This window comes from Baaleninema sp., assembly GCF_049974805.1.
Taxonomy (GTDB): domain Bacteria; phylum Cyanobacteriota; class Cyanobacteriia; order Cyanobacteriales; family Geitlerinemataceae; genus Baaleninema.
In genome coordinates this window covers 30,573-49,078 of record NZ_JBNGCO010000024.1, presented here as the reverse complement: position 1 = coordinate 49,078, position 18,506 = coordinate 30,573, and the positions used below count along the sequence as shown (strand labels likewise).

The following is an 18,506-nucleotide window of genomic DNA, read 5'->3' as shown; positions in this document are numbered from 1 at the left end:
CGTCGGAGGTCCTGAAACGATCGTCGAACCCGGCGAAGTCCCCATAGCAACCGGAGGGGCGGTGTTCGACCCCGTATTGAGGGCGTCGCGCATTTCGCGGGCGTTGAGAAAGCGTCGGTCCGCATGAGATTGAATGGCACGATCGATCGCATTCGCAAAACTGGGCGTAATATTGGGGGCGTCGTTACGCCAGAGAAGACTTCCCGTCGCGGGGTCTGTGGGAAATTCCTGGGGCGTTTTTCCCGTCAGGGCGAAAATCGCCGTCAACCCCAATGCATACAAATCGCTGCTATACACCGGACGACCGATGGCTTGTTCGCTGGCCATAAATCCCGGCGTTCCCACCACCACCGATCGCGTGGGATTTCCCGACTGGCTGACTACGGTTCCCATGGTCTCCTTCACCGCCCCGAAATCCAGCAACACCGGTTCCAAGTTGCTCGATCGCAACATAATATTATCGGGTTTGATATCCCGATGGACGATTTGTCGGCTGTGGACATATTCGAGAACCGACAGCAAACTCGTCAACATCGCCCGCACGCTGCTTTCCCGCATCGGTCCGTGAGTGCAAATGTATTCAGCTAGGCTTTGACCTTCTATCCACTCTTGCACGAGATAGAACAAATCGTTTTCTCGGAAATAGGCGTAAAGGGCGGGGATTTGCCCGTGGTGGCTTCCGAGTTCTTCAAGGATGGCGGCTTCTCGTTGAAATCGCTCTTGAACCAGTTGGTAAATCTCGGGATTGTCGGTGACGGGTTTGAGTTGTTTGACGACGCAGCGACGACCGGAGGGCATTTGAGTATCTTCGGCGAGGAAGGTTTCGCCGAACCCTCCGCTTCCAAGGGCGTGGAGGATGTCGTAACGTTGGTTTAGCAGAGGTGGGGCATCCATCGATAATTGATAGTTGATAGTTGGTAATTGATAGTTGGAGGTTGGGAGTCGAGTGAGGGGTGCATCTCACTTTTGTAAAAATATGAGTTTGCCGTAGGTTGGGTGGAGCGATAGCGAAACCCAACAACAGCTCAATTCAGTGCAGAGACAGTGCAGAGACTCCGATCTGATAAATTTACATTGTTGAGATGCACCCCGAGCGAGGGAACTGATTCTGTTTCCAGTTTCGATCTTTTATTCCCAAAATAGCATCTTGACTTTTTAGTTTCATGTCAATAAATCTAAAGTTTTTTTTAGAACGTTCAGTCTTGTTTGGTTTTCTTAATATGTTTGAGTTTTTTTTAAGTTTTTTAAGTTACTGAGTAAAAAAATGTTTAAATCGCTTGCCAATCCTATTATTTTGTGTTAGTAGATTCCTCAGTAAGTCGATCGAATTTTTCTCTCGGTGTCCTCTGTGCCTCTGTGGTGAGTCGTTTTGACCGGGACGCCAGACATTTCAGTTGCGGGGAGTGCGGCACTGTAGTAAAACTGAAGAACTCAAATTCTTCTGGCTCTAGAAGTTAAGAGGATGAGGCAGGATTCCCAAAAATTTTAATCTCTTGCCGGCGCTTTTTAATAATTTTATTAATAATTTTAAATGTCCGGCTCGATAGTTGTTCGATTTAGTAAATCTTTAGTATTTTTTTATAAAAACTTCACGAAATATTCATAAAAGAGCTTGACGAGAAGTCTAGACTTAAGGTAATAAGTAAGGTATCATCCTATATACCCAGAAAACCGTTGTCTCGAAAATGCGGACAGCGATCGACTCGATCCGATCTGTAATTAACTGCGCGATGTCGCAGGGATTTCGAGAGTAAGAATCGACGACCCAGACGATTAAAAACTCGAAGTTCGCGCCCGCGATCGAACGGCGACGTTGGCCGTTGAACTCCCCAGGCTTTTTGAGAGCGATCGAGACAGAGATCGAGACAAGGCTCGATCGCTGTTTCCCAAGAACGGATAACCGCAAAAAACGCTCGCAGGAGACCCAATAAAACAGGAAGCGTTTCACAATCCCTCGCTGGGGTTGCAAAGACTGTATTAACTTCTTCTACCACTCGATCGATATCGAGCGATTTTTCACTAATATACGTTCGGTAATATAACCGAGAGCCGACTTCACTAGGAGATCGCAGACCTTGAGTTCGCCCAAACCTTGGACTTGTACGGGGAAAGACAAAAACGGGAATCCCGGTTCAGCCGGAGAACATTCACCCCATCAAAACTTCGGAGAGTTTTGCACCCATCCGAGCGGTTGTAGCTTAACCCGAAACGACGTAGCGGGAGGGGGTGGCGGCGGTAAAAAACTCCCCAAATGGCTCGTTCCCGCCGCAGCCGCAGCGGGCGCCGCCGCTGTTCTCGGCGGAATCGTCTTCGCAACCAGCGGTGGCGGAGGCTCCAAACCCTCAACCGGAACGGCTCAAGGGGGCGGAAACTGCCTCACCGTCAGCAGTACGGATGTAGTCAGCCAAAGCGCGACCAACGGTGAGTACATTTCCCAAGGGGAAAAAATCCTGCTTCCGCCGACCAATCCCCAAAGCATCTCTCAAAAAGAAGAAGCCGCAGAAGCCTTTGCTGAGGGAGATTGGCAGCGAGCCATCGAAAAATACCAACTGGCCGCCAACGCCGACCCCAACGATCCCGAAACCAAGATTTATCTCAACAACGCCCGCGCCCGCAAACAGAGCAAAGGCGCCCCCCGCACCATCGCCGTGGCGATTCCCATCAGCACCAGTCCCGACGAAGCCAAAGAAATCCTGCGGGGGGTGGCGCTTTCTCAAGACCAATTCAACAACGAGACGCCCACCCCCAGTTGTTTGATGGAAGTGGCGCTGGTGGACGTGGGAGACTCAGACACCTCCATCGACCTCGCCCAAGATTTAGTCGATTCTCCGGCGATTTTGGGGGTTTTGGGTCACGGTTCCGATGAATTTTCCCAAGCGGCGGTGCAAGTCTATCAAGACGGCGGTTTAACTGTTCTCTCGCCCCTGACCATGAGCGTGTCCATGTCGCCGGGGGGTCAGTCGATTCTGAAAGTGCTGCCCTATCAAGAAGGATCGGGGCAAATGCTGGACGGGTATCTGACTCAAACCAGCAAAACCCTCATCGATTACGCTCGAAGTCAACTGATGGTCGATCCCGTGGTGGCGGTGTTTTTCAACTCCGACATCGACTATAGCAAGCGCCTGAAAGACCGCTTCGTGACGGCGATGGAGGAAGAACGGGTGTCGGTGACGCCCCTCGATATTACCAGCGACTTACCCACTCTGTCGGGGGTCAACGCAGACAACACCATTACCAGCGCCACCCAAGCCGGGGCGAACGTGGCGTTTATGGCGTTGACGAAAGACCGTCTCACCAGTGCGATTTCCATCGCCCAAGCCAACGCCGAACAAAATCGACCCTTGTTGATGTTGGGGGCGGACGAACTGTTCAGTCCCACGATTCTGATTGAGGGAGAGGACGCCATCGAAGATTTGGTGTTGGCAATTCCCTGGCGTTGGACGCCGGAAGATCCGTTCGCCATGCAAGCTTCAGCCATGTGGCGCGGTCGGGTGAGTTGGCGCACGGCGACGTCTTTCGACGCCACGGAAGCCATCGCTGGCGCGTTACGGGCCCAGAACGACGAAGGAGATGGGGGACTCGATCGCGCGGGTGTGGCCGAACAACTGCGACGGGGGGAACCCATTTCCGGCGTGGCGGCGGATTTCGACGTTTTCCGCAACGGTATTCCTTTGGTGAAAGCGGTTCGCGGCGAAGGGGGACCGAGAGGGTCGGACTATCGTTTCGATCCCATTGAAGATTATTAATGCAGGCGGGGAAGACGCAGGGAAAATCCTGTTGTCTCCTCGCGTTCAAGGTTTACGATTACCCAACAAGTGCTTATGTCTCGATCGCGTTCGATATGGCTGGAGCCGATTTTTCAGATTCCGCTGGTGTTTCTGTTCGTCTCGCTCATCGGCTTTGCCCTGTTCCGCTTTTTCGATTTCGGCTGGGGCAACAACATTAAATGGATGATGTTTTGGTTGGGGGCGTTTTGGATTTCCCTGATGTGGACGGTGACGTTGCCGCTCGATCGTATTGTGTTTCAGGGGTTGATGCGGATGCCCTGGAACTTTGCGGGACAACTGGCGTTGGGTAACGCCTTGTTTTGGACGGTGGCCACGTTGGGCGTGTTGCTGAAACTGTTGCGCGTTCCGCTTCCGAACGAGCTGCCCTATCCTCTGTTTCCCAACCAACCTTTCTAAATCGTCCTGTGGTCTCTTCTTCTCCAACTCCGTTGAAGCCTCGTCCTCCTGCTGACGCCTCGATGGTGCGATCGTATCATTTTCGATCGCGCCGCCGTCCGGTATGGTCGCATCGTATTTTTATTTTTCCCCTAGCCAGTTTGGTGTTGTGCTTGTGTGCGCTGGCGATGTCGGGATGGTTGAGATGGGGAGGGTCGAGTGCGGTGGTGGTAGCCGTCGATCTCAGCGGGAGTACTTATAACGCCGAACCCGAACAGTTCAACCAACCGGGAACCCTGTCCTATCAGGCGATTGCGGCGGTCGATCGCTATCTCGATCGATTCGCCGAGTCTGCCGAAAACGACAATACCGTTCGGGCGATGGGGTTTGCGGCGGAGGTGGTGCCGTTAACAGACGAGTTTTCCAGCAATATTGACGAGGTTCGATCGCAATTGCACCGCCGCCTCGCCGAGGAAAGCCTCCCCGCCGAGGTGTTACCGAACAGTACCAATCTCAATCTGGCGTTGAAATGGGGCATCGAACGGCTCAAAGAAGAACCGAACCGCCGCCGCGAGTTGGTGATTGTCACCGATGGAGAGGTGGAAATTGCCGACTATTTTATCGATCGCGCGCGAGAAGAGAACGTGACGCTACACGCCATGTCTGTGGGGCGAGACGTGAGGGCGTTACGGGAGGCGGTGGGGGAGACAGGGGGAATGTATCGGTTTGGCGAGGGCGATCGAATCGATGCTTTTTTTCAAGAGAGTTTTTTCTTCAGTCAACTGTACGGTCCCTTGTGGGCGATCGTTTGGGGGGCGGGGGTTTTGATTTCCTTCGTCTGGCTGTTGACTTTGCCGCTCGATCGCTGGCTGTTCCAAAATCGCTTTCGTTGGTCGATGAATCGGGCTGGAAGAGTTGCTGTTTCTCACAGTTGTTTTTGGACAATGTTAATTTTTACTGTTGCCATTAAATTAGTTTTAAATGTTTTTTAAATCGAACAAAAGTCCAATCATTGAACCTAGGTTGGGTGTAGGGATAGCGAAACCCAACAACAGCTCGATTCAGTCTAAACAAACCGAACTGATAAATTTACACTTAGGAGAAGCAAAAAAAAGATGTTATTGAGGATTTAAAAGTCGGTTGGGTGTAGGGATAGCGAAACCCAACAACAGCTCGATTCAGTCTAAACAAACCGAGCCGATAAATCTACACTTTGGAGAAACCAAAAAAGATGTTATGTAGATGTTATTTAACATCCCCAAAAACTGGCTTTTGGTAGCTTTAAAAAAACAAACATTACACTGCCAATCTTCAACATACATAAACCCATACACCCACTCAATTAAGGAGAACAAAACATGGCTGGAGTCGTCGATGAAAAGAGCATGGTTCCCACCGTCTTAATCGGCATTGGTGGAACCGGACATGAAATCCTTTCTCGAGTGCGTCGTCTCGTCGAAGAAACTTACGGCAGCCTCGACAAATTTCCCATTGTCAGCTTTCTGGCGATCGATACCGATAAAGACTACAAAGTGACCAATCCCGAAGCAGCGGGAACGCCCTTCAAAGACAACGAAAAATACTGGGCGCGAGTGTCAGGAAAACAAGTTCGGGAAATCATCTCGAACATGGATAACTACCCCTGGATTAACTCTTGGTTTCCCAGCGAACTCGAACGAAACATTAGTTCCTTAGAAGCCGGTGCCGGACAGATTCGCGCCTGCGGTCGTTTCGCCTTTTTCTGTAACTATTACGACATCCAACAGCGATTCCGAGATGCCTGCAACCGCATCAAAGGTCACGAAAACTTCATGTTGGATACTTATGGCATTAAAGTCAGTACCAACGCCGTCAACGTCTTTTTAACCGGGTCGCTTTCCGGGGGGACTGGAAGCGGCATGATTATCGATACGGGATATTGCGTGCGCCACTGGCTGAAAGGAGAAGGAAGCGCCCTCGTGACGGCGATCGTTCCCATGCCAAACGCCTTTGCAGGGATTAATGTGGGCGATCGCGTGTTAGCCAACGGCTACGCCGCCATGATGGAACTGAGTTACTTTTCCGACCATCGTACCCTGTATGCGTCTCAATTTAGCAGCAGTGCCTCGGGGGAAATTCGCAGCCAACTTCCGCCCTTTGATTTTACCTATTTAGTGGGGACGAAAAACGGCGAAACAGAGTTCCGCCTCGATGCCATTCGCGAAACCATCGCTCAAAACATTTTTCTCGATTTAACCTCTGATTTTGCCCCTCACAAACGCTCGATTCGCGACAATATTAAAAGCGCCTGGGCAACCACTGACCCCGGCGGACGGGGGTATCCGAAAAACTTCATGAGTTTCGGATTATCCACGGTAGAAATTCCCATCAGTCAAATTCGTGCTTCCCTGTCCCATCGTTTGGCGAAAGATGTGGTGAATTGGTGGTTGAATGACGAGGCAATTCTTCCGGCGGCGATGTTGGATTTGGTGCGGGGAGATTTGCTCAAGAAAATGCGTTTGACAGAAGGGGAATTGCTGACGGATTTGATGTTGGCGAAGGACGAATCCTATTTAAACGTGGTGTCGAAGTGGGTGAACGGTTTGCGCAACGAAATCACCTCTGACAACTTGCTGCAATGCACCCAGCAAGGGGTGAAGATGATCGGACGGGAAGAGGGGAAAATCCTCAATTTCGTAGATGGCTATATTAAGCCGAAGGTGGACGAGTATCTTACGGATCATTTTCGATCGCAGAGTCCCAACGAGCGGTTACATGGGGACTATATTAAAAAGATGTACAGCAACCGAGACGATTTGATTAAACACGGTCGTCAAGCACTCGAAGAAGAGTTTTATCGGATTGTGGAAGATCGCACGCGGGGTCCGAAATTTGCTAACGATTTTATTGTGACGGTGCGTCAGGTTTTTGACGACGCGATCGAACGCTTCAAACGAGAACGAGAGCAGGTTTGGGAACGTCGGGAAAAAGGCTTGCAAGACCAGTACGAATACGGGTTGCAACAGATTAATGAATTCAAGGATAAATTCGGCATTACTAAACAATCTCAGATGCAAGAATACGGCGAAATGGTATTGTCTGGATTGGAAGGGGTGTTGATGTCCATCGTCCAAAAAACGGCGCGATCGACAGGGTTGCAGGTTCTCGAACGGTTGCAGGAACATTTAACGGTTTTGGAACGGCGGTTGAATCGCTTTACGCAGCGGTTAGTACAACTGCGAGATACGTTCGATCGCAAAGCCAAAGCCGACGCGGACAGTGCTGATTCTTTGGAAATTAACGGGATTAAATTATTCGATCGCCAAGAACTCAACGCCCTCTATCAAGACTTCCTCGAACAGTTAGCAGGAAGTGCAGACGGCGCCCTTTCGCAAAAAGAATTGGGACTCGATCGCATCTGCGGTACGATTTCTGAAGACGTTCTCAAAATCGCCAGTCCCCTGTGGAAAGAAAATCGCGACGTTGAAGAATATATGCGCTTGTTCGACGTTACCGAAGTCGAAGAAGTGCGCCTCGAGGATTTCCAAGAAATCGTCTATCAAGAAGCGAAAGGCGTCGTCGAAAAAGCCCCCGCTAACAGCAAAATTAAACGAGAACTGGCTGCCTGCGATCGCCTCTTTAAAGCCTATAAAGACGATGCCACCATCGAGAACCAAATGCGCATCGCCTATAACAAATCCAAACCGTTAATCTTACTCGACAAAGCGGTTCTCGACGGAAAAGACGCCCAATTCAAACCCGCCACTAACCAGAAAGTTGCCCTCATCGGCGGTAAAAATACCTCCAACGCCGCCGCACAAAAACTCATCCCTCGGATGCAGCAATTTATCGGAAGCGACGACTCGATTACCCCTCTCGGCGAAAACGAACGCCACCGCATTGTCTTCGTTCAAGAAACAGGTGGCTTTTCCCTCCGTTGCATCGATGGAATGAAGGATTTACGCCATTCTTATCAAGATTGGAAAGGGTCTACCATCGAAGCCAAACGAGCGCAGTTGCGGGGCGAATCTCGCGAACTGCCGATTCCCGTTCACATTCAAAAAGAAGCGCCGTTTTGGGATATTTTTCCCGAAAATCCTGCCATTTTTAAAATCGTCTTGTTGGCGCGAATCTTAGGGGTTTTGCGCATCGAACAGAACCAAAAGACCAAAGAAAACGTCATTCGCTACACGCGATCGACCCCCACGGGAGACGAAAACATCGATATCGCCGCCACTTGGGAAGAAGCGGTACAAGTGTTGGAAGTCGCCGCCTGTCGCCGCGATCGCGAAGCGATTGAAGAACAAGTCAACGCGATTCTCAATTCCGCCGAAAACGCCGATGAGAAAATGGCATTATATCAGCAATTTCTGGACTATCTCGACAAGCGTTCTCTCGAGTTAGAAGGTGGGAAAGACTCTCCCGAATACAAGCGGGAAGATACCATTATTAAAGGCATCATCGAAACCTACAAGTTACAACCCCATCAGCCACCGAAACCTCAGCCGAAACCTCAGCCAACTCCTCAAGTTCAAGCACCACCAGAACCTCAGCCTTTTGTGGAAGAAACGCCACCGCCGACTCCGGTAACGCCTGCGGAAAATTCAACTGCAAATTCAACGGTATTTTGTACCAATTGCGGCACGAAAAATCCGGCAAATTCTAAGTTCTGTTTTAATTGCGGAACCAAGTTAGTCCAATAATCCAGAGTCTATCGAAGGGTACGATCGGAATGATGGTAGGATCGGGAAATTTTATCCTCACCTCATTATCTCCTTCCTTTAGTTTTCGGTAGGAGCCAGAACCCCGGAATTTCAAAATTTCGGGGTTCTAAAAATTCATGATTTTTGATAAAATCAAACGATAAAAAATCGTATGTTTTTTGTTTTTTTGGTTTAACCTATTGCAGGCTGCGTTCCTTGTACGAGTGGCTGGTGGGTTCCACGGAGGTCCGCACAACCTACTTAAAGCTACGTTCTTTTAAGTAATTTCCTGTTCCCCGTTCCCCGTAAAAAAAAGATGACCTACAGTCAAGATAGAGCCACGGTTCTCGCGAGTTCAAACCCCTATCTGGAACTGAACAGCCAAGGACAAACTCGTGAATTTATGCTCAGCGGCGATCGCCTGACCTTCGGACGGGCGGAAGATGTCGATCTCAAAGTGGAAACCAACCCATACTGGGGGGCGATTTCTCGTTACCACGCCACTCTCGTCCGCAACGGCGATGAATACGAAATTTACGACAGTGTAGAAAACCACAAACCCAGTCAAAACGGATTGTTTGTCGGTCAAAGCCGGGTAGGAATCACAGAACCCTATCAACTGCGAGACGGAATCGAATTGCAAATCGGTCAAAATCCCGCCACCCTCGTCCGAGTGACATACCACAATCCCAACAATCCTCAATCGGCGAGTGTCAGTACCGCAGGAACGAAATCGATCGACCTGAAAAACCATTCCGTTCTCCTGGGGCGAGATCCCAACGCCAACCTCGTCCTCGACGCGCCTGTGGTGTCGCGCAAACACGCCATCATCGACGCCGACGCCAGCGGCGGCTATCGTTTGACGGATTACAGTACCAACGGCGTTTTCGTTAACGACCAAAAAGTCAATCGATCGATCCGCCTTCCTGACGGTTGCACCATCCGTATCGGACCGTTTGCGTTAGTATTGCGCCGCGATCGCCTCACGCTGCAAGATCGCGGCGATCGACTGCGCCTCGACGCCTCAGAAGTCACCCGCATCGTTCCCGACAAAGAACACGGCAACAAAACCCTACTCAACCGCATTTCCATGCCCCTCGAACCGGGTCAACTCATCGCCCTCGTCGGCGGAAGCGGGACGGGAAAATCCACGTTGCTGAAAACCCTGCTGGGGATTCAACCCCTATCCGGCGGAAAGGTGTGTCTCAACGGTGAAGACTTACGGCGCAACTTCAACATTTACCGCACGCAAATCGGCTACGTTCCCCAAGAAGATATCGTTCACCGTAACCTGACGGTCGATCGCGTTCTCAGCTTCGCCGCACAACTGCGCCTTCCCCCAGACACCGACATCGAGGCGGTGGTTCGTAAAACCCTCGAAGACATCGAACTGATCGATCGACGCCATACCCTCGTCAGCAACCTCAGCGGCGGACAACTCAAACGAGTCAGCATCGCCGTGGAACTCCTCGCCGATCCCAAGCTGTTTTTCCTCGACGAACCCACCTCGGGACTCGATCCGGGGTTGGACAAAAAAATGATGCAACTGTTGCAGCGATTGGCGCACCAGGAAGGTCGAACCGTCGCCCTCGTCACCCACGCCACCGCTAACATTACCCTCTGCGATCGAATCGCCTTTATGGGACGCGGGGGAAATCTTTGTTATTTCGGGTCTCCGAAAAACGCCCCGACATTTTTCAAAGTGGGACAGAACGATTTCGCCGATATTTACAACGAATTGGAAACGCCCCCCGAAGAAAACCAAGGTCTTTCAATTGAAGAACACTGCAAACGCTGGAGCGATCGCTTCAAACAACATCCCTATCACAAAACTTACATCCAAGACACTCTCTTTGTTCAGGAGTCAAATTCAGGCCACGACACCACCCAAACCCTCTATCCACAGAAAGGACAATCCGATGGCAGCCCCAAACAAGTCAAACCCTCTCCCTGGCGACAGCTTTCCATCCTGTTGCAACGGGACAGTCAACTGGTACTCGCCGATCGCTTTAACCTGGCGCTGTCTCTTCTCACCGCCCCCATCGGTATCGCCCTGATTACCCTCGCCATCGGCGATCGCGACCCCCTAGTTCTCGGCGTCGAAGACGATCCTACCCTGGCACCGCTGGCGTTGCGAGTTCTCTTCGTCTTCACCTGCGCGGCGATTTGGGTAGGACTGTCCGGTTCGTTACAAACCATCGTCAAAGAAGCCGCCATTTACGCCCGCGAACGACTCGTTAACTTAGGGTTGTTTCCCTACCTCGGTTCCAAAACCTTGGTGTTAGCCTTCCTCGCTTTAGTGCAAACCTTTTTAATGGTGGCGGTAGTTTTAATCGGTTTTAAATCTCCCGAACCGAGTTTAATTTCCTGGTTTATGGGGTTCAGCGTCACGGCGTTTCTCACCCTGTTGACGAGTGGCTGTTTGGGGTTAGCGGTCTCCAGTTTCGTGAAAAACGAAACCCAAGCCAATACCGCACTTCCGCTGTTGCTACTACCTCAAATCATCTTTTCCGGGGTGTTATTTAAAATGGAAGGAGCGGGAAAATTCGTCTCGTGGTTGATGTTAAGTCGCTGGTCGGTGGGGGCTTACGGGGCGTTAGTGGACGTCAACGCAATGGTTCCCGAACCCATGATGGCACCCGATGGCAGTACGATTCCGCAACCGTTTGAAGCGACCCCGGTTTACGATCCGACTTGGGCAAATTTAGGATTAAACTGGGCAATTTTGGGATTGCACGCGGCGGTTTATTTGGGGTTGGCGTGGTGGCAACAGAAACGGAAAGATATTTTTTAAGCGGTACGGGAATTACAATTACAATCGATGGCAATCGATGGGGGCGGTGCGTTCTGGCGATGTGCAGATTTGCGCCCAAATCTCATCTCGAGCGATGCCGGAACACCCCGCTACCCTGCACGCTTTTAGGTGGAAGAGTGTCAATGGCTTTCTGTCTTTTTCTGGCGACGCTGAGTCAACACCCCTTGCGACGGACTAAACAATATCGCCAGTGCAAACAAACCCGATACGACTAACACAATAGCGGGGCCAGAGGGTAAATTATAGTAATAACTTAAATACATCCCGCTAATGCTGGAAAAAATACTAATTCCTGCCCCCACTGTCATCACTTGATGCAATCGCGGAACCAGTAAATACGCTGTCGCACCGGGCGTAATTAACAAGGATAATACTAGAATGACACCCACGGCTTTTAAACTGGCGACTACGGTTAAGGCGATGAGTACCATCAAGCCAAAATTGAGGAGATTGACGGGCAATCCGGCGGCTTTAGCACCGGAAGGATCGAAGCTGTAAAACAGCAGTTCTTTATAGAGTAATATGACGCTGAGAACTACCACGACGGCAATAATTGCAGTATCTCGCACGTCGGAGGCGGTGACGCCTAAGATGTTGCCGAATAAAAAGTGATTGAGGTCGATTTTGTTGTCTTTTTGAATGGTGGTGATTAGCGTAATTCCCAGGGCGAAAAAGGCGGAGAAGACAATCCCCATAGCGGCGTCTTCTTTGATGGTCGATCGCGTGCGTATCCAGGTGATAATAACGGTGCTTAAAATCCCGGCGATAAAGGCACCGATGAAGATGTTAAATCCGAGCAAAAATGCGATCGCCAATCCCGGTAATACGGAATGGCTGATGGCATCTCCCAACAACGCGAGGCGCTGTACCATGAGGTAGCTTCCTACCAACGCACAGACTAAGCCGACTAAAATGGCAATGATTAGGGAGCGTTGCATAAAGGCATATTGCAACGGCTCGATTAAGATATCCATACTGTGAATAACGTTAATGTGAATAATGTTCTAATTTGATGGGTTTTTAATTTGCGTTGTTTTTATTATAAAAAAACAAGAAGAGGGGTGCATCTCAAAAATCTAAATTTATCAGGTCGGAGTCTCTACACTGAATTGAACTATTGTTGGGTTTCGCTATTGCTCCACCCAACCTACCGCAAACTCATATTTTTACAAAAGTGAGTGATTTTTTTGATTTAAAAACACTATAAAAAAGAGGATTTTCTAGATTTTCGATATGTTTAGAATACCGATAATCTGGAAATAAAACCTCACTTAAAACAGGATTAATGACTGAAAAATTGGACTTTTCCACCGTAGGCGCGATACATATTTTCAGCAGTCATGACCGACGGGCGATCGCCTGCGGCAATGAGTTCGCGATTGAGGAGAATCAACTCGTCAAAATGCGTGATGGACTCGCCGAGATCGTGGTTGACGACTAACACGATATGTCCGGCGTTGGCTAGTTCTCGGAAAATTTGAAAGAGGATAGTTTCCGTTTTGCGATCGACCCCCGTAAACGGTTCGTCAAAACAAAATACGCTCGCTTCCTGCGCCAGCGATCGCGCCAAAAATACCCGTTGCTGCTGTCCTCCGGACAAATCGCCGATGCGACGTTTCGCAAACGGTGACATCCCCACCCGTTCCAGCGCATCTGAGGCGATGCGGCGACTGACGGCGGAATATCGACGAAACCACCCGGTTTTACGAATGCGTCCCATCATCACCACGTCCCAGACGGTGGCGGGAAACGTCCAATCGATCGCCGAACGCTGGGGAACATAGGCGACTCGTTCTAACTGTTCCGTCAGGGGTTGGCTTCCGTGGCGTACCGTTCCTGTAGCGGAGGGAATCAACCCCAGTAAGGCTTTCATTAAGGTACTTTTTCCCGCGCCGTTGGGACCGACGATTCCGATGAGTTTTCCCGGTTGCAACTTTAAATTGACGTTTCGCAACGCTTCGACCTCTCGGTAAGACACGCTCAACCCCTGGATGTGGATGGGGGCGAGGTCTTGAGCGACAGCGGTTTCGAGGCGATCGCTCCAAGGGTTGCTGGGATAGAGATGTAAGTCTTGCATAGTTGCAGTTTCAAACGGCGCTGTTGTCAGTTTACCGCAAAAATGAAACAAATATGAGATATTTATGAAAGAAAAATGAAGGCAACTGTGAAAGTAGCATGAGAATTTCCCTCAGCGTTTCCCAAAAACTGGGTGTTGCGGTACTGTCAACTCTCTCCATTTTGGCGGGATGCGACGATCGATCCCTCTCTCCCAGGGATGACAATCGCCTCGACGTGGTGTCCACCAGTACGATTATGACCGATTGGGTCGATCGCGTGGGGGGCGAGGCCATCGATGGCGAGGGAATTCTCGAACCCGGCGCCGATCCTCACGTTTACGAACCCGTTCCCCAAGACAGCATCGCCTTGGAAAACGCCGATGTCATTTTCTATAACGGCTACAATCTAGAACCCGCCTTAATCAAACTCATCGAAGGGGTGGGAACTGACGCCGAAAAAGTCCCCGTTGGAGAAGCCGTCCAACCCCTCAATTTCGAGTATGAGGGACAAACCGAACCCGATCCTCACGTTTGGGGAGACGTTGAAAATGCGATCGTCATGGTGGAGGTGATTCGAGAGGTTCTGGTGGAACGCGATCCCGAAAACGCCGATACCTACACGGAAAACGCCGCCGCCTTAACCGAAGAACTGCAACGACTCGATACCTGGATTGAAACTCAAATCGCCACGATTCCCGAAAACCAGCGCAACTTGATTACAACTCACGATGCGTTTCAGTATTACGCCAGTGCTTACGGGTTGAACGTAGTGGGAACCCTCATCGGAATCAGTACCGAAGAACAGCCCAGCGCCCAAACAGTGCAGCAATTGGTGGAAAACGTCAAAGAAACGGGGGTTCCGGCAATTTTCGCCGAAACCACCATTAACCCACAGTTGATTTCGACGGTGGCGGAAGAAGCGGGTGTCACCCTCGCCGAACCGGAACTGTATTCGGATTCTATCGGTGCAGTAGGAAGCGAGGGCGACTCGTATATCAAAATGATGGTGTCGAATACCTGTGCGATCGCCAACGGTTTAGGCGGCGACTGTACCCCCTTTACCGCAAAATAGAAGCTACGCCGACACCATCGCGATACATTCAATTTCCACCAGAACATCTTTCGGAAGTCGCGACACTTCCACCGCCGCCCTCGCCGGGGCGTTGGTTTCGTCGAAATATTTGGCGTAAACAGCGTTCATGGCGGCGAAGTCGTTCATGTCGTCGAGAAATACCGTGGTTTTGACCACATCGGCGAAACTCGCCCCCGCTGCTTTGAGAATCGCCTCGAGGTTGGCGAATACCTGTTCGGTTTGTCCGGCGATATCTCCGGAGGCGACGAGTTCGCCATCGGGGGTTAGGGGAATTTGTCCGGCGACGAAGAGCATTTGTCCCGTGGCGAGGACTGCTTGGTTGTAGGGTCCGACGGGGGCGGGAGCGTTTTCGGTACGAACGATTTGACGCATAGGATTTGTGTGTCCTTGTGAGTGGGTCGAGTGCGAGCGATCGCGCTCGACATTGTAGTATCGATCGAGTTGCCAAAGAACTGCAAGTGAGAGAGGGCGATTCACCAGTCCTCACTTCTATCGGGAGCGTTTCGAGGCCACAGCCGAAAGGGGACGTTTTCGCAAGGGGGGGTTAATATGGAATTGTGAGAACAGACCTCGACGCATCGACCTTTTTTCTTGAAATTTTCTCGAAAAGATCGATGGGCGAGATCCCATCATGCAAGTTGTAAAATGAAAGTTACCAACGTGAGTTTGGTTGCCCTTCTCGCAACGTTCCCCGTGGCAACCGCTGGACTCGCTCAATTTCATTCTTTGATAAACCGCCCCAATTTTTTCGAGCGAGGATACGAGGCGTTTGAGGAAGAAATTCACCAACTGAGTCGAGTTGGAGAAAATCCACCAAGCTTGACGGTTTCGGATGAAAATTTAATGTGGCAGCGGGTTCTCTTCCGAGAGGGAGGATTTTCGATTTGGATACCTTACGGAACCGTAGTTCAAGAAACAGAAACCGTGGAAACGGAAGCCGGAATCCTCGAATTTGACATTTTGGCAATGCACCCGGAATCAGCGCGGTACGTGGCAGCTTACTCGGAACCGTTTGATTTCAGTCAGTTGGGCAGCGACGCGGAGGTGTTAGGGAAGGTTCGCGATCGATTGTTGGAGCGAGAAAGCGATTTTGAAATGACGGTCGATCGAAATCTTTCGGTTAACGGTTTGACTGCCAAAGACTTGAGGTTTCAAAACGAGGAAGAAACCATTTCCTTTCGCTTAATTATCGAGAGCGATCGACTCTATGTTTTGGCAGTCAGTCAGCTCAACGAATCTGCATCTTTAGAAGCCGTGACGGCATTTTTTGATTCCTTTCACAAGCTTTAATTCAATCGGTTTCCCCATCTCCCAAGGTGGCAGAGTTGCAGATTGGGGGATGAGGGTCTAGAGAATCGGCTCTTTTAAAAAAAGTAAGAGGTGTCCGTTTCGACTAACCCATTCCGAGAGTTAACTGCCAACTTTGGAGCGTTCCCGTATCACCGTGGGCGACATCGATCGCCTGGAGGTTCCAAATCCCCTTCGCAGACTTGCCGCGAAACTTGTTCAGCGAGGGGGTGTCTGTCGTGGAATAAGTAGCCGTCAAACCGGGTTTTCGTCCGACACCACGACCTTGTAACAATGCTTTTTCGCCGTTGGGGGCGACGAGATAGAGTTCCAAATCCCCCAGATAGGGATGTTCGATATTCAGATTGACCACCAGTTCGATAATCGCTAAATCATCGAGAACGCGAATCGGACTGAAAACGCCATCGAGATCGCCGTCGGGAATTCTGACGGCGCGATCGTTAGTCCCTCGAACCCGTTTCGTCACCGTCTGAGGGGCTTCTCGCATCTGCTTCGCCGCCAGAACCGCGTTGTAGGCGTTGACTTTACCGTAACCGAACCAGGGGGAATGTCCCTGACTGTCATAAGTCCCCAACCGCTTACCCAGTTGAGGATCGGGTTCAGGATCGACGATTTTATCCGCCGATCGCTGGAGAATGTCCTTCACCTGGGCGGCAGTTAAGTGGGGATTGACCGAGAGAACGAGGGCAGCCACACCCGCCACCACGGGGCAAGCACTGGAGGTTCCGCCAAATCCAGCGGTGTAGTCCCCCCGGGCGTATCCCGCACTTCCCACGCGATCGGTGGTGAACACGCCCAATCCGGGGAGACTTTGGGTGACGGCGGGGGCAGTGCCGATATATCCCGTTTGTTGCAACCAAATACCGGGAGGGGCGTTGTTGCTGGGGGCGCAAACGGAGATTTCGTCGCCCCAGTTGCTATAGGCGGCTTTGCGCCCCTGGCTGGTGCAGGCGGAGACGGCGATCGCGTCCGGATGGGTGGCAAAACCGCTCAACCATGCCGTCAGCCCAGAAACCACGTTTTGCGGCCAGTCCCTTTCGTCGATAGTGCCTCGGATGGGGCGGTTGGCGTTTCCGGCGGCGAAGACGACGACGCAGCCTTTACCGTCGCGGCCTTTGCTGGCAGCCCGGGCGATGGCGGCGTATTGACGCATAGAGAGGCGGAAGTTGACGGCACTGGCGCCCCAACTACAGGAGATAACAGACGCCCCGCGATCGACCGCCCAATCAAAGAGTTCTTCAATGGACTCGTCGTCGAGATAGCCCGTCGTCCGAATCGGCATCAGGGCGCAGCGGGGGGCGACGCCGACGATACCGCTGCCCGTTTCTTCAGCGAGGCAGACTCCCGCGCAAGCGGTACCGTGGTTGTCGCTTTGGGCTTCGGGGAGGGGCAGGAAGTCTTTGCCGCGCAAGTCTCGCGGGGCGACGATTTTTCCCATCCCTTGAAAGTCCGGATGGTCGATATCGATCGAATCGTCCGTAATAGCAACCACCACCGATCGATCGCCTCGAGTGATATCCCAGGCTTTTTCCGCCTCGATATGGGAGTTAGAAGACAGCCAAGACCCCCCGTCGTGATGTAGATACCACTGACGGGGATAGAAGTCGTCGTTGGGGCGGTAGGTGGGGGAAGAGCGAATCACGAGATTGGGTTCGGCCGCCAGGATTTCGTCCCGTCGAAGCAGGGCGTTGGTGATTTTGATGGGGTTGGCGGTGGCGTCTTTGGTAACGCGGAAGACGAAAGCACCGGGCAACCCTTCCAGGGGGCGCAGTTCCTCGAGTCCGAATTCGGTGGCGAGGGCGTTTCGGTCGCCTTGAGACAGACTTTCGTCTAACATCACCGTGATGTCGTCAGCTAAATATACAAAGCTGCCGGGATTGTTGTGAATTTCGTAAACGTGACTGACAAAGGCCACGTCCTCTAACTCCCGCGTGCTGTCCATCGCCGCTTCCAGTCGGGCGGGGTCTTCGACATTAAACTCGAGTAATACCGCTTCTTCCCGCGACCCTACCGGAACCCGGCCGCAGAACGAAGCGCGAACCTGGGACAATAACAATTCACTGACAGCGGGCGATTGCGGACGAACCGTGAAGCGATCGACCGCTTTATTGAGGGATAAAGTTTCGCCGCCTCGTTGTAGCGTCGTTCCCAAATCTTCAGCCACGACTTCCCCCCTGCCTGTATTGGCCATCGATACCGACTCGATCGCTATCTTACTCGACGAACGGGATGGATCGATCGCCATTTCCGGATGGAAAGCTCGCCCAGAGAAATGTTAATATACGCCTTTGTTACAGATTTGTTAAAAAAATCGCGACACCAAAGCTGTAACACTTCGTCGGTCGTTCCATAACGTCGCCGTTCGATCGCCCTTGGCACTTCATAGGT

12 protein-coding genes are annotated in these 18,506 nt (G+C 51.4%); 7 read left to right on the top strand and 5 right to left on the bottom strand.

Annotation, left to right across the window (positions count from 1 at the left end):
- Positions 1-894, bottom strand: an 894-nt coding sequence (locus tag ACP5D4_RS07085; RefSeq protein WP_428010925.1) for a protein kinase domain-containing protein, incomplete at its 3' end; no start/stop codon positions are given.
- Between the two features lie 1,181 nt (positions 895-2,075).
- On the opposite strand from ACP5D4_RS07085, the gene ACP5D4_RS07080 reads away from it, so the two are divergent.
- The 5 genes from ACP5D4_RS07080 to ACP5D4_RS07060 all read left to right on the top strand — a co-directional run bounded on the left by ACP5D4_RS07080 (position 2,076) and on the right by ACP5D4_RS07060 (position 11,639).
- The gene (locus ACP5D4_RS07080) at positions 2,076-3,746 is read left to right on the top strand and encodes an ABC transporter substrate-binding protein (protein ID WP_428010924.1); all 1,671 of its coding nucleotides are present in this window, start codon (positions 2,076-2,078) and stop codon (positions 3,744-3,746) included.
- A 75-nt stretch (positions 3,747-3,821) separates the two neighbouring features.
- Positions 3,822-4,184, top strand: a complete 363-nt coding sequence (locus ACP5D4_RS07075; RefSeq protein ID WP_428010923.1) for a hypothetical protein — start codon at positions 3,822-3,824, stop codon at positions 4,182-4,184.
- Positions 4,185-4,216: 32 nt separating this feature from the next.
- Complete coding sequence (locus ACP5D4_RS07070) at positions 4,217-5,155, top strand: vWA domain-containing protein (RefSeq protein ID WP_428010922.1); 939 nt, start codon at positions 4,217-4,219, stop codon at positions 5,153-5,155.
- A gap of 366 nt (positions 5,156-5,521) precedes the next feature.
- Entirely contained in the window at positions 5,522-8,845 is a 3,324-nt protein-coding gene (locus ACP5D4_RS07065; protein ID WP_428010921.1) for a tubulin-like doman-containing protein, read from the top strand.
- A gap of 316 nt (positions 8,846-9,161) precedes the next feature.
- Positions 9,162-11,639 carry an FHA domain-containing protein gene (locus ACP5D4_RS07060; protein WP_428010920.1) on the top strand — a complete coding sequence of 826 codons (2,478 nt, stop codon included), beginning with the start codon at positions 9,162-9,164 and terminating at the stop codon, positions 11,637-11,639.
- A gap of 140 nt (positions 11,640-11,779) precedes the next feature.
- Here ACP5D4_RS07060 and ACP5D4_RS07055 read toward each other — a convergent pair whose 3' ends face one another.
- Positions 11,780-12,634: a metal ABC transporter permease gene (locus ACP5D4_RS07055; protein ID WP_428010919.1), complete on the bottom strand. Its 855-nt coding sequence runs from the start codon at positions 12,632-12,634 to the stop codon at positions 11,780-11,782.
- Between the two features lie 308 nt (positions 12,635-12,942).
- The gene (locus tag ACP5D4_RS07050; protein WP_428010918.1) at positions 12,943-13,737 is read right to left on the bottom strand and encodes a metal ABC transporter ATP-binding protein; all 795 of its coding nucleotides are present in this window, start codon (positions 13,735-13,737) and stop codon (positions 12,943-12,945) included.
- 98 nt (positions 13,738-13,835) lie between these two features.
- Here ACP5D4_RS07050 and ACP5D4_RS07045 point away from each other — a divergent pair, with 98 nt between their 5' ends.
- On the top strand, positions 13,836-14,789 hold the full coding sequence (locus tag ACP5D4_RS07045; protein WP_428010917.1) for a metal ABC transporter solute-binding protein, Zn/Mn family: 954 nt from the start codon (positions 13,836-13,838) through the stop codon (positions 14,787-14,789).
- A gap of 3 nt (positions 14,790-14,792) precedes the next feature.
- Here the strand turns inward: ACP5D4_RS07045 and ACP5D4_RS07040 are convergent, their stop codons facing one another.
- A complete protein-coding gene (locus tag ACP5D4_RS07040) occupies positions 14,793-15,182 on the bottom strand; it encodes a RidA family protein (RefSeq protein ID WP_428010916.1) in 390 nt (129 codons plus the stop codon).
- Between the two features lie 273 nt (positions 15,183-15,455).
- Here ACP5D4_RS07040 and ACP5D4_RS07035 point away from each other — a divergent pair, with 273 nt between their 5' ends.
- Complete coding sequence (locus tag ACP5D4_RS07035) at positions 15,456-16,100, top strand: hypothetical protein (protein WP_428010915.1); 645 nt, start codon at positions 15,456-15,458, stop codon at positions 16,098-16,100.
- Between the two features lie 103 nt (positions 16,101-16,203).
- Here the strand turns inward: ACP5D4_RS07035 and ACP5D4_RS07030 are convergent, their stop codons facing one another.
- Positions 16,204-18,309: a S8 family serine peptidase gene (locus ACP5D4_RS07030; RefSeq protein WP_428010914.1), complete on the bottom strand. Its 2,106-nt coding sequence runs from the start codon at positions 18,307-18,309 to the stop codon at positions 16,204-16,206.
- Positions 18,310-18,506: the final 197 nt, after the last annotated feature.

Coding starts and splice junctions, on each gene's coding strand:
- ACP5D4_RS07075 (WP_428010923.1), top strand. CDS start 3,822: ATGTCTCGATCGCGTTCGATATGGCTGGAGCCGATTTTTCAGATTCCG.
- ACP5D4_RS07065 (WP_428010921.1), top strand. CDS start 5,522: ATGGCTGGAGTCGTCGATGAAAAGAGCATGGTTCCCACCGTCTTAATC.
- ACP5D4_RS07060 (WP_428010920.1), top strand. CDS start 9,162: ATGACCTACAGTCAAGATAGAGCCACGGTTCTCGCGAGTTCAAACCCC.
- ACP5D4_RS07055 (WP_428010919.1), bottom strand. CDS start 12,634: ATGGATATCTTAATCGAGCCGTTGCAATATGCCTTTATGCAACGCTCC.
- ACP5D4_RS07050 (WP_428010918.1), bottom strand. CDS start 13,737: ATGCAAGACTTACATCTCTATCCCAGCAACCCTTGGAGCGATCGCCTC.
- ACP5D4_RS07045 (WP_428010917.1), top strand. CDS start 13,836: ATGAGAATTTCCCTCAGCGTTTCCCAAAAACTGGGTGTTGCGGTACTG.
- ACP5D4_RS07040 (WP_428010916.1), bottom strand. CDS start 15,182: ATGCGTCAAATCGTTCGTACCGAAAACGCTCCCGCCCCCGTCGGACCC.
- ACP5D4_RS07035 (WP_428010915.1), top strand. CDS start 15,456: ATGAAAGTTACCAACGTGAGTTTGGTTGCCCTTCTCGCAACGTTCCCC.
- ACP5D4_RS07030 (WP_428010914.1), bottom strand. CDS start 18,309: ATGGCCAATACAGGCAGGGGGGAAGTCGTGGCTGAAGATTTGGGAACG.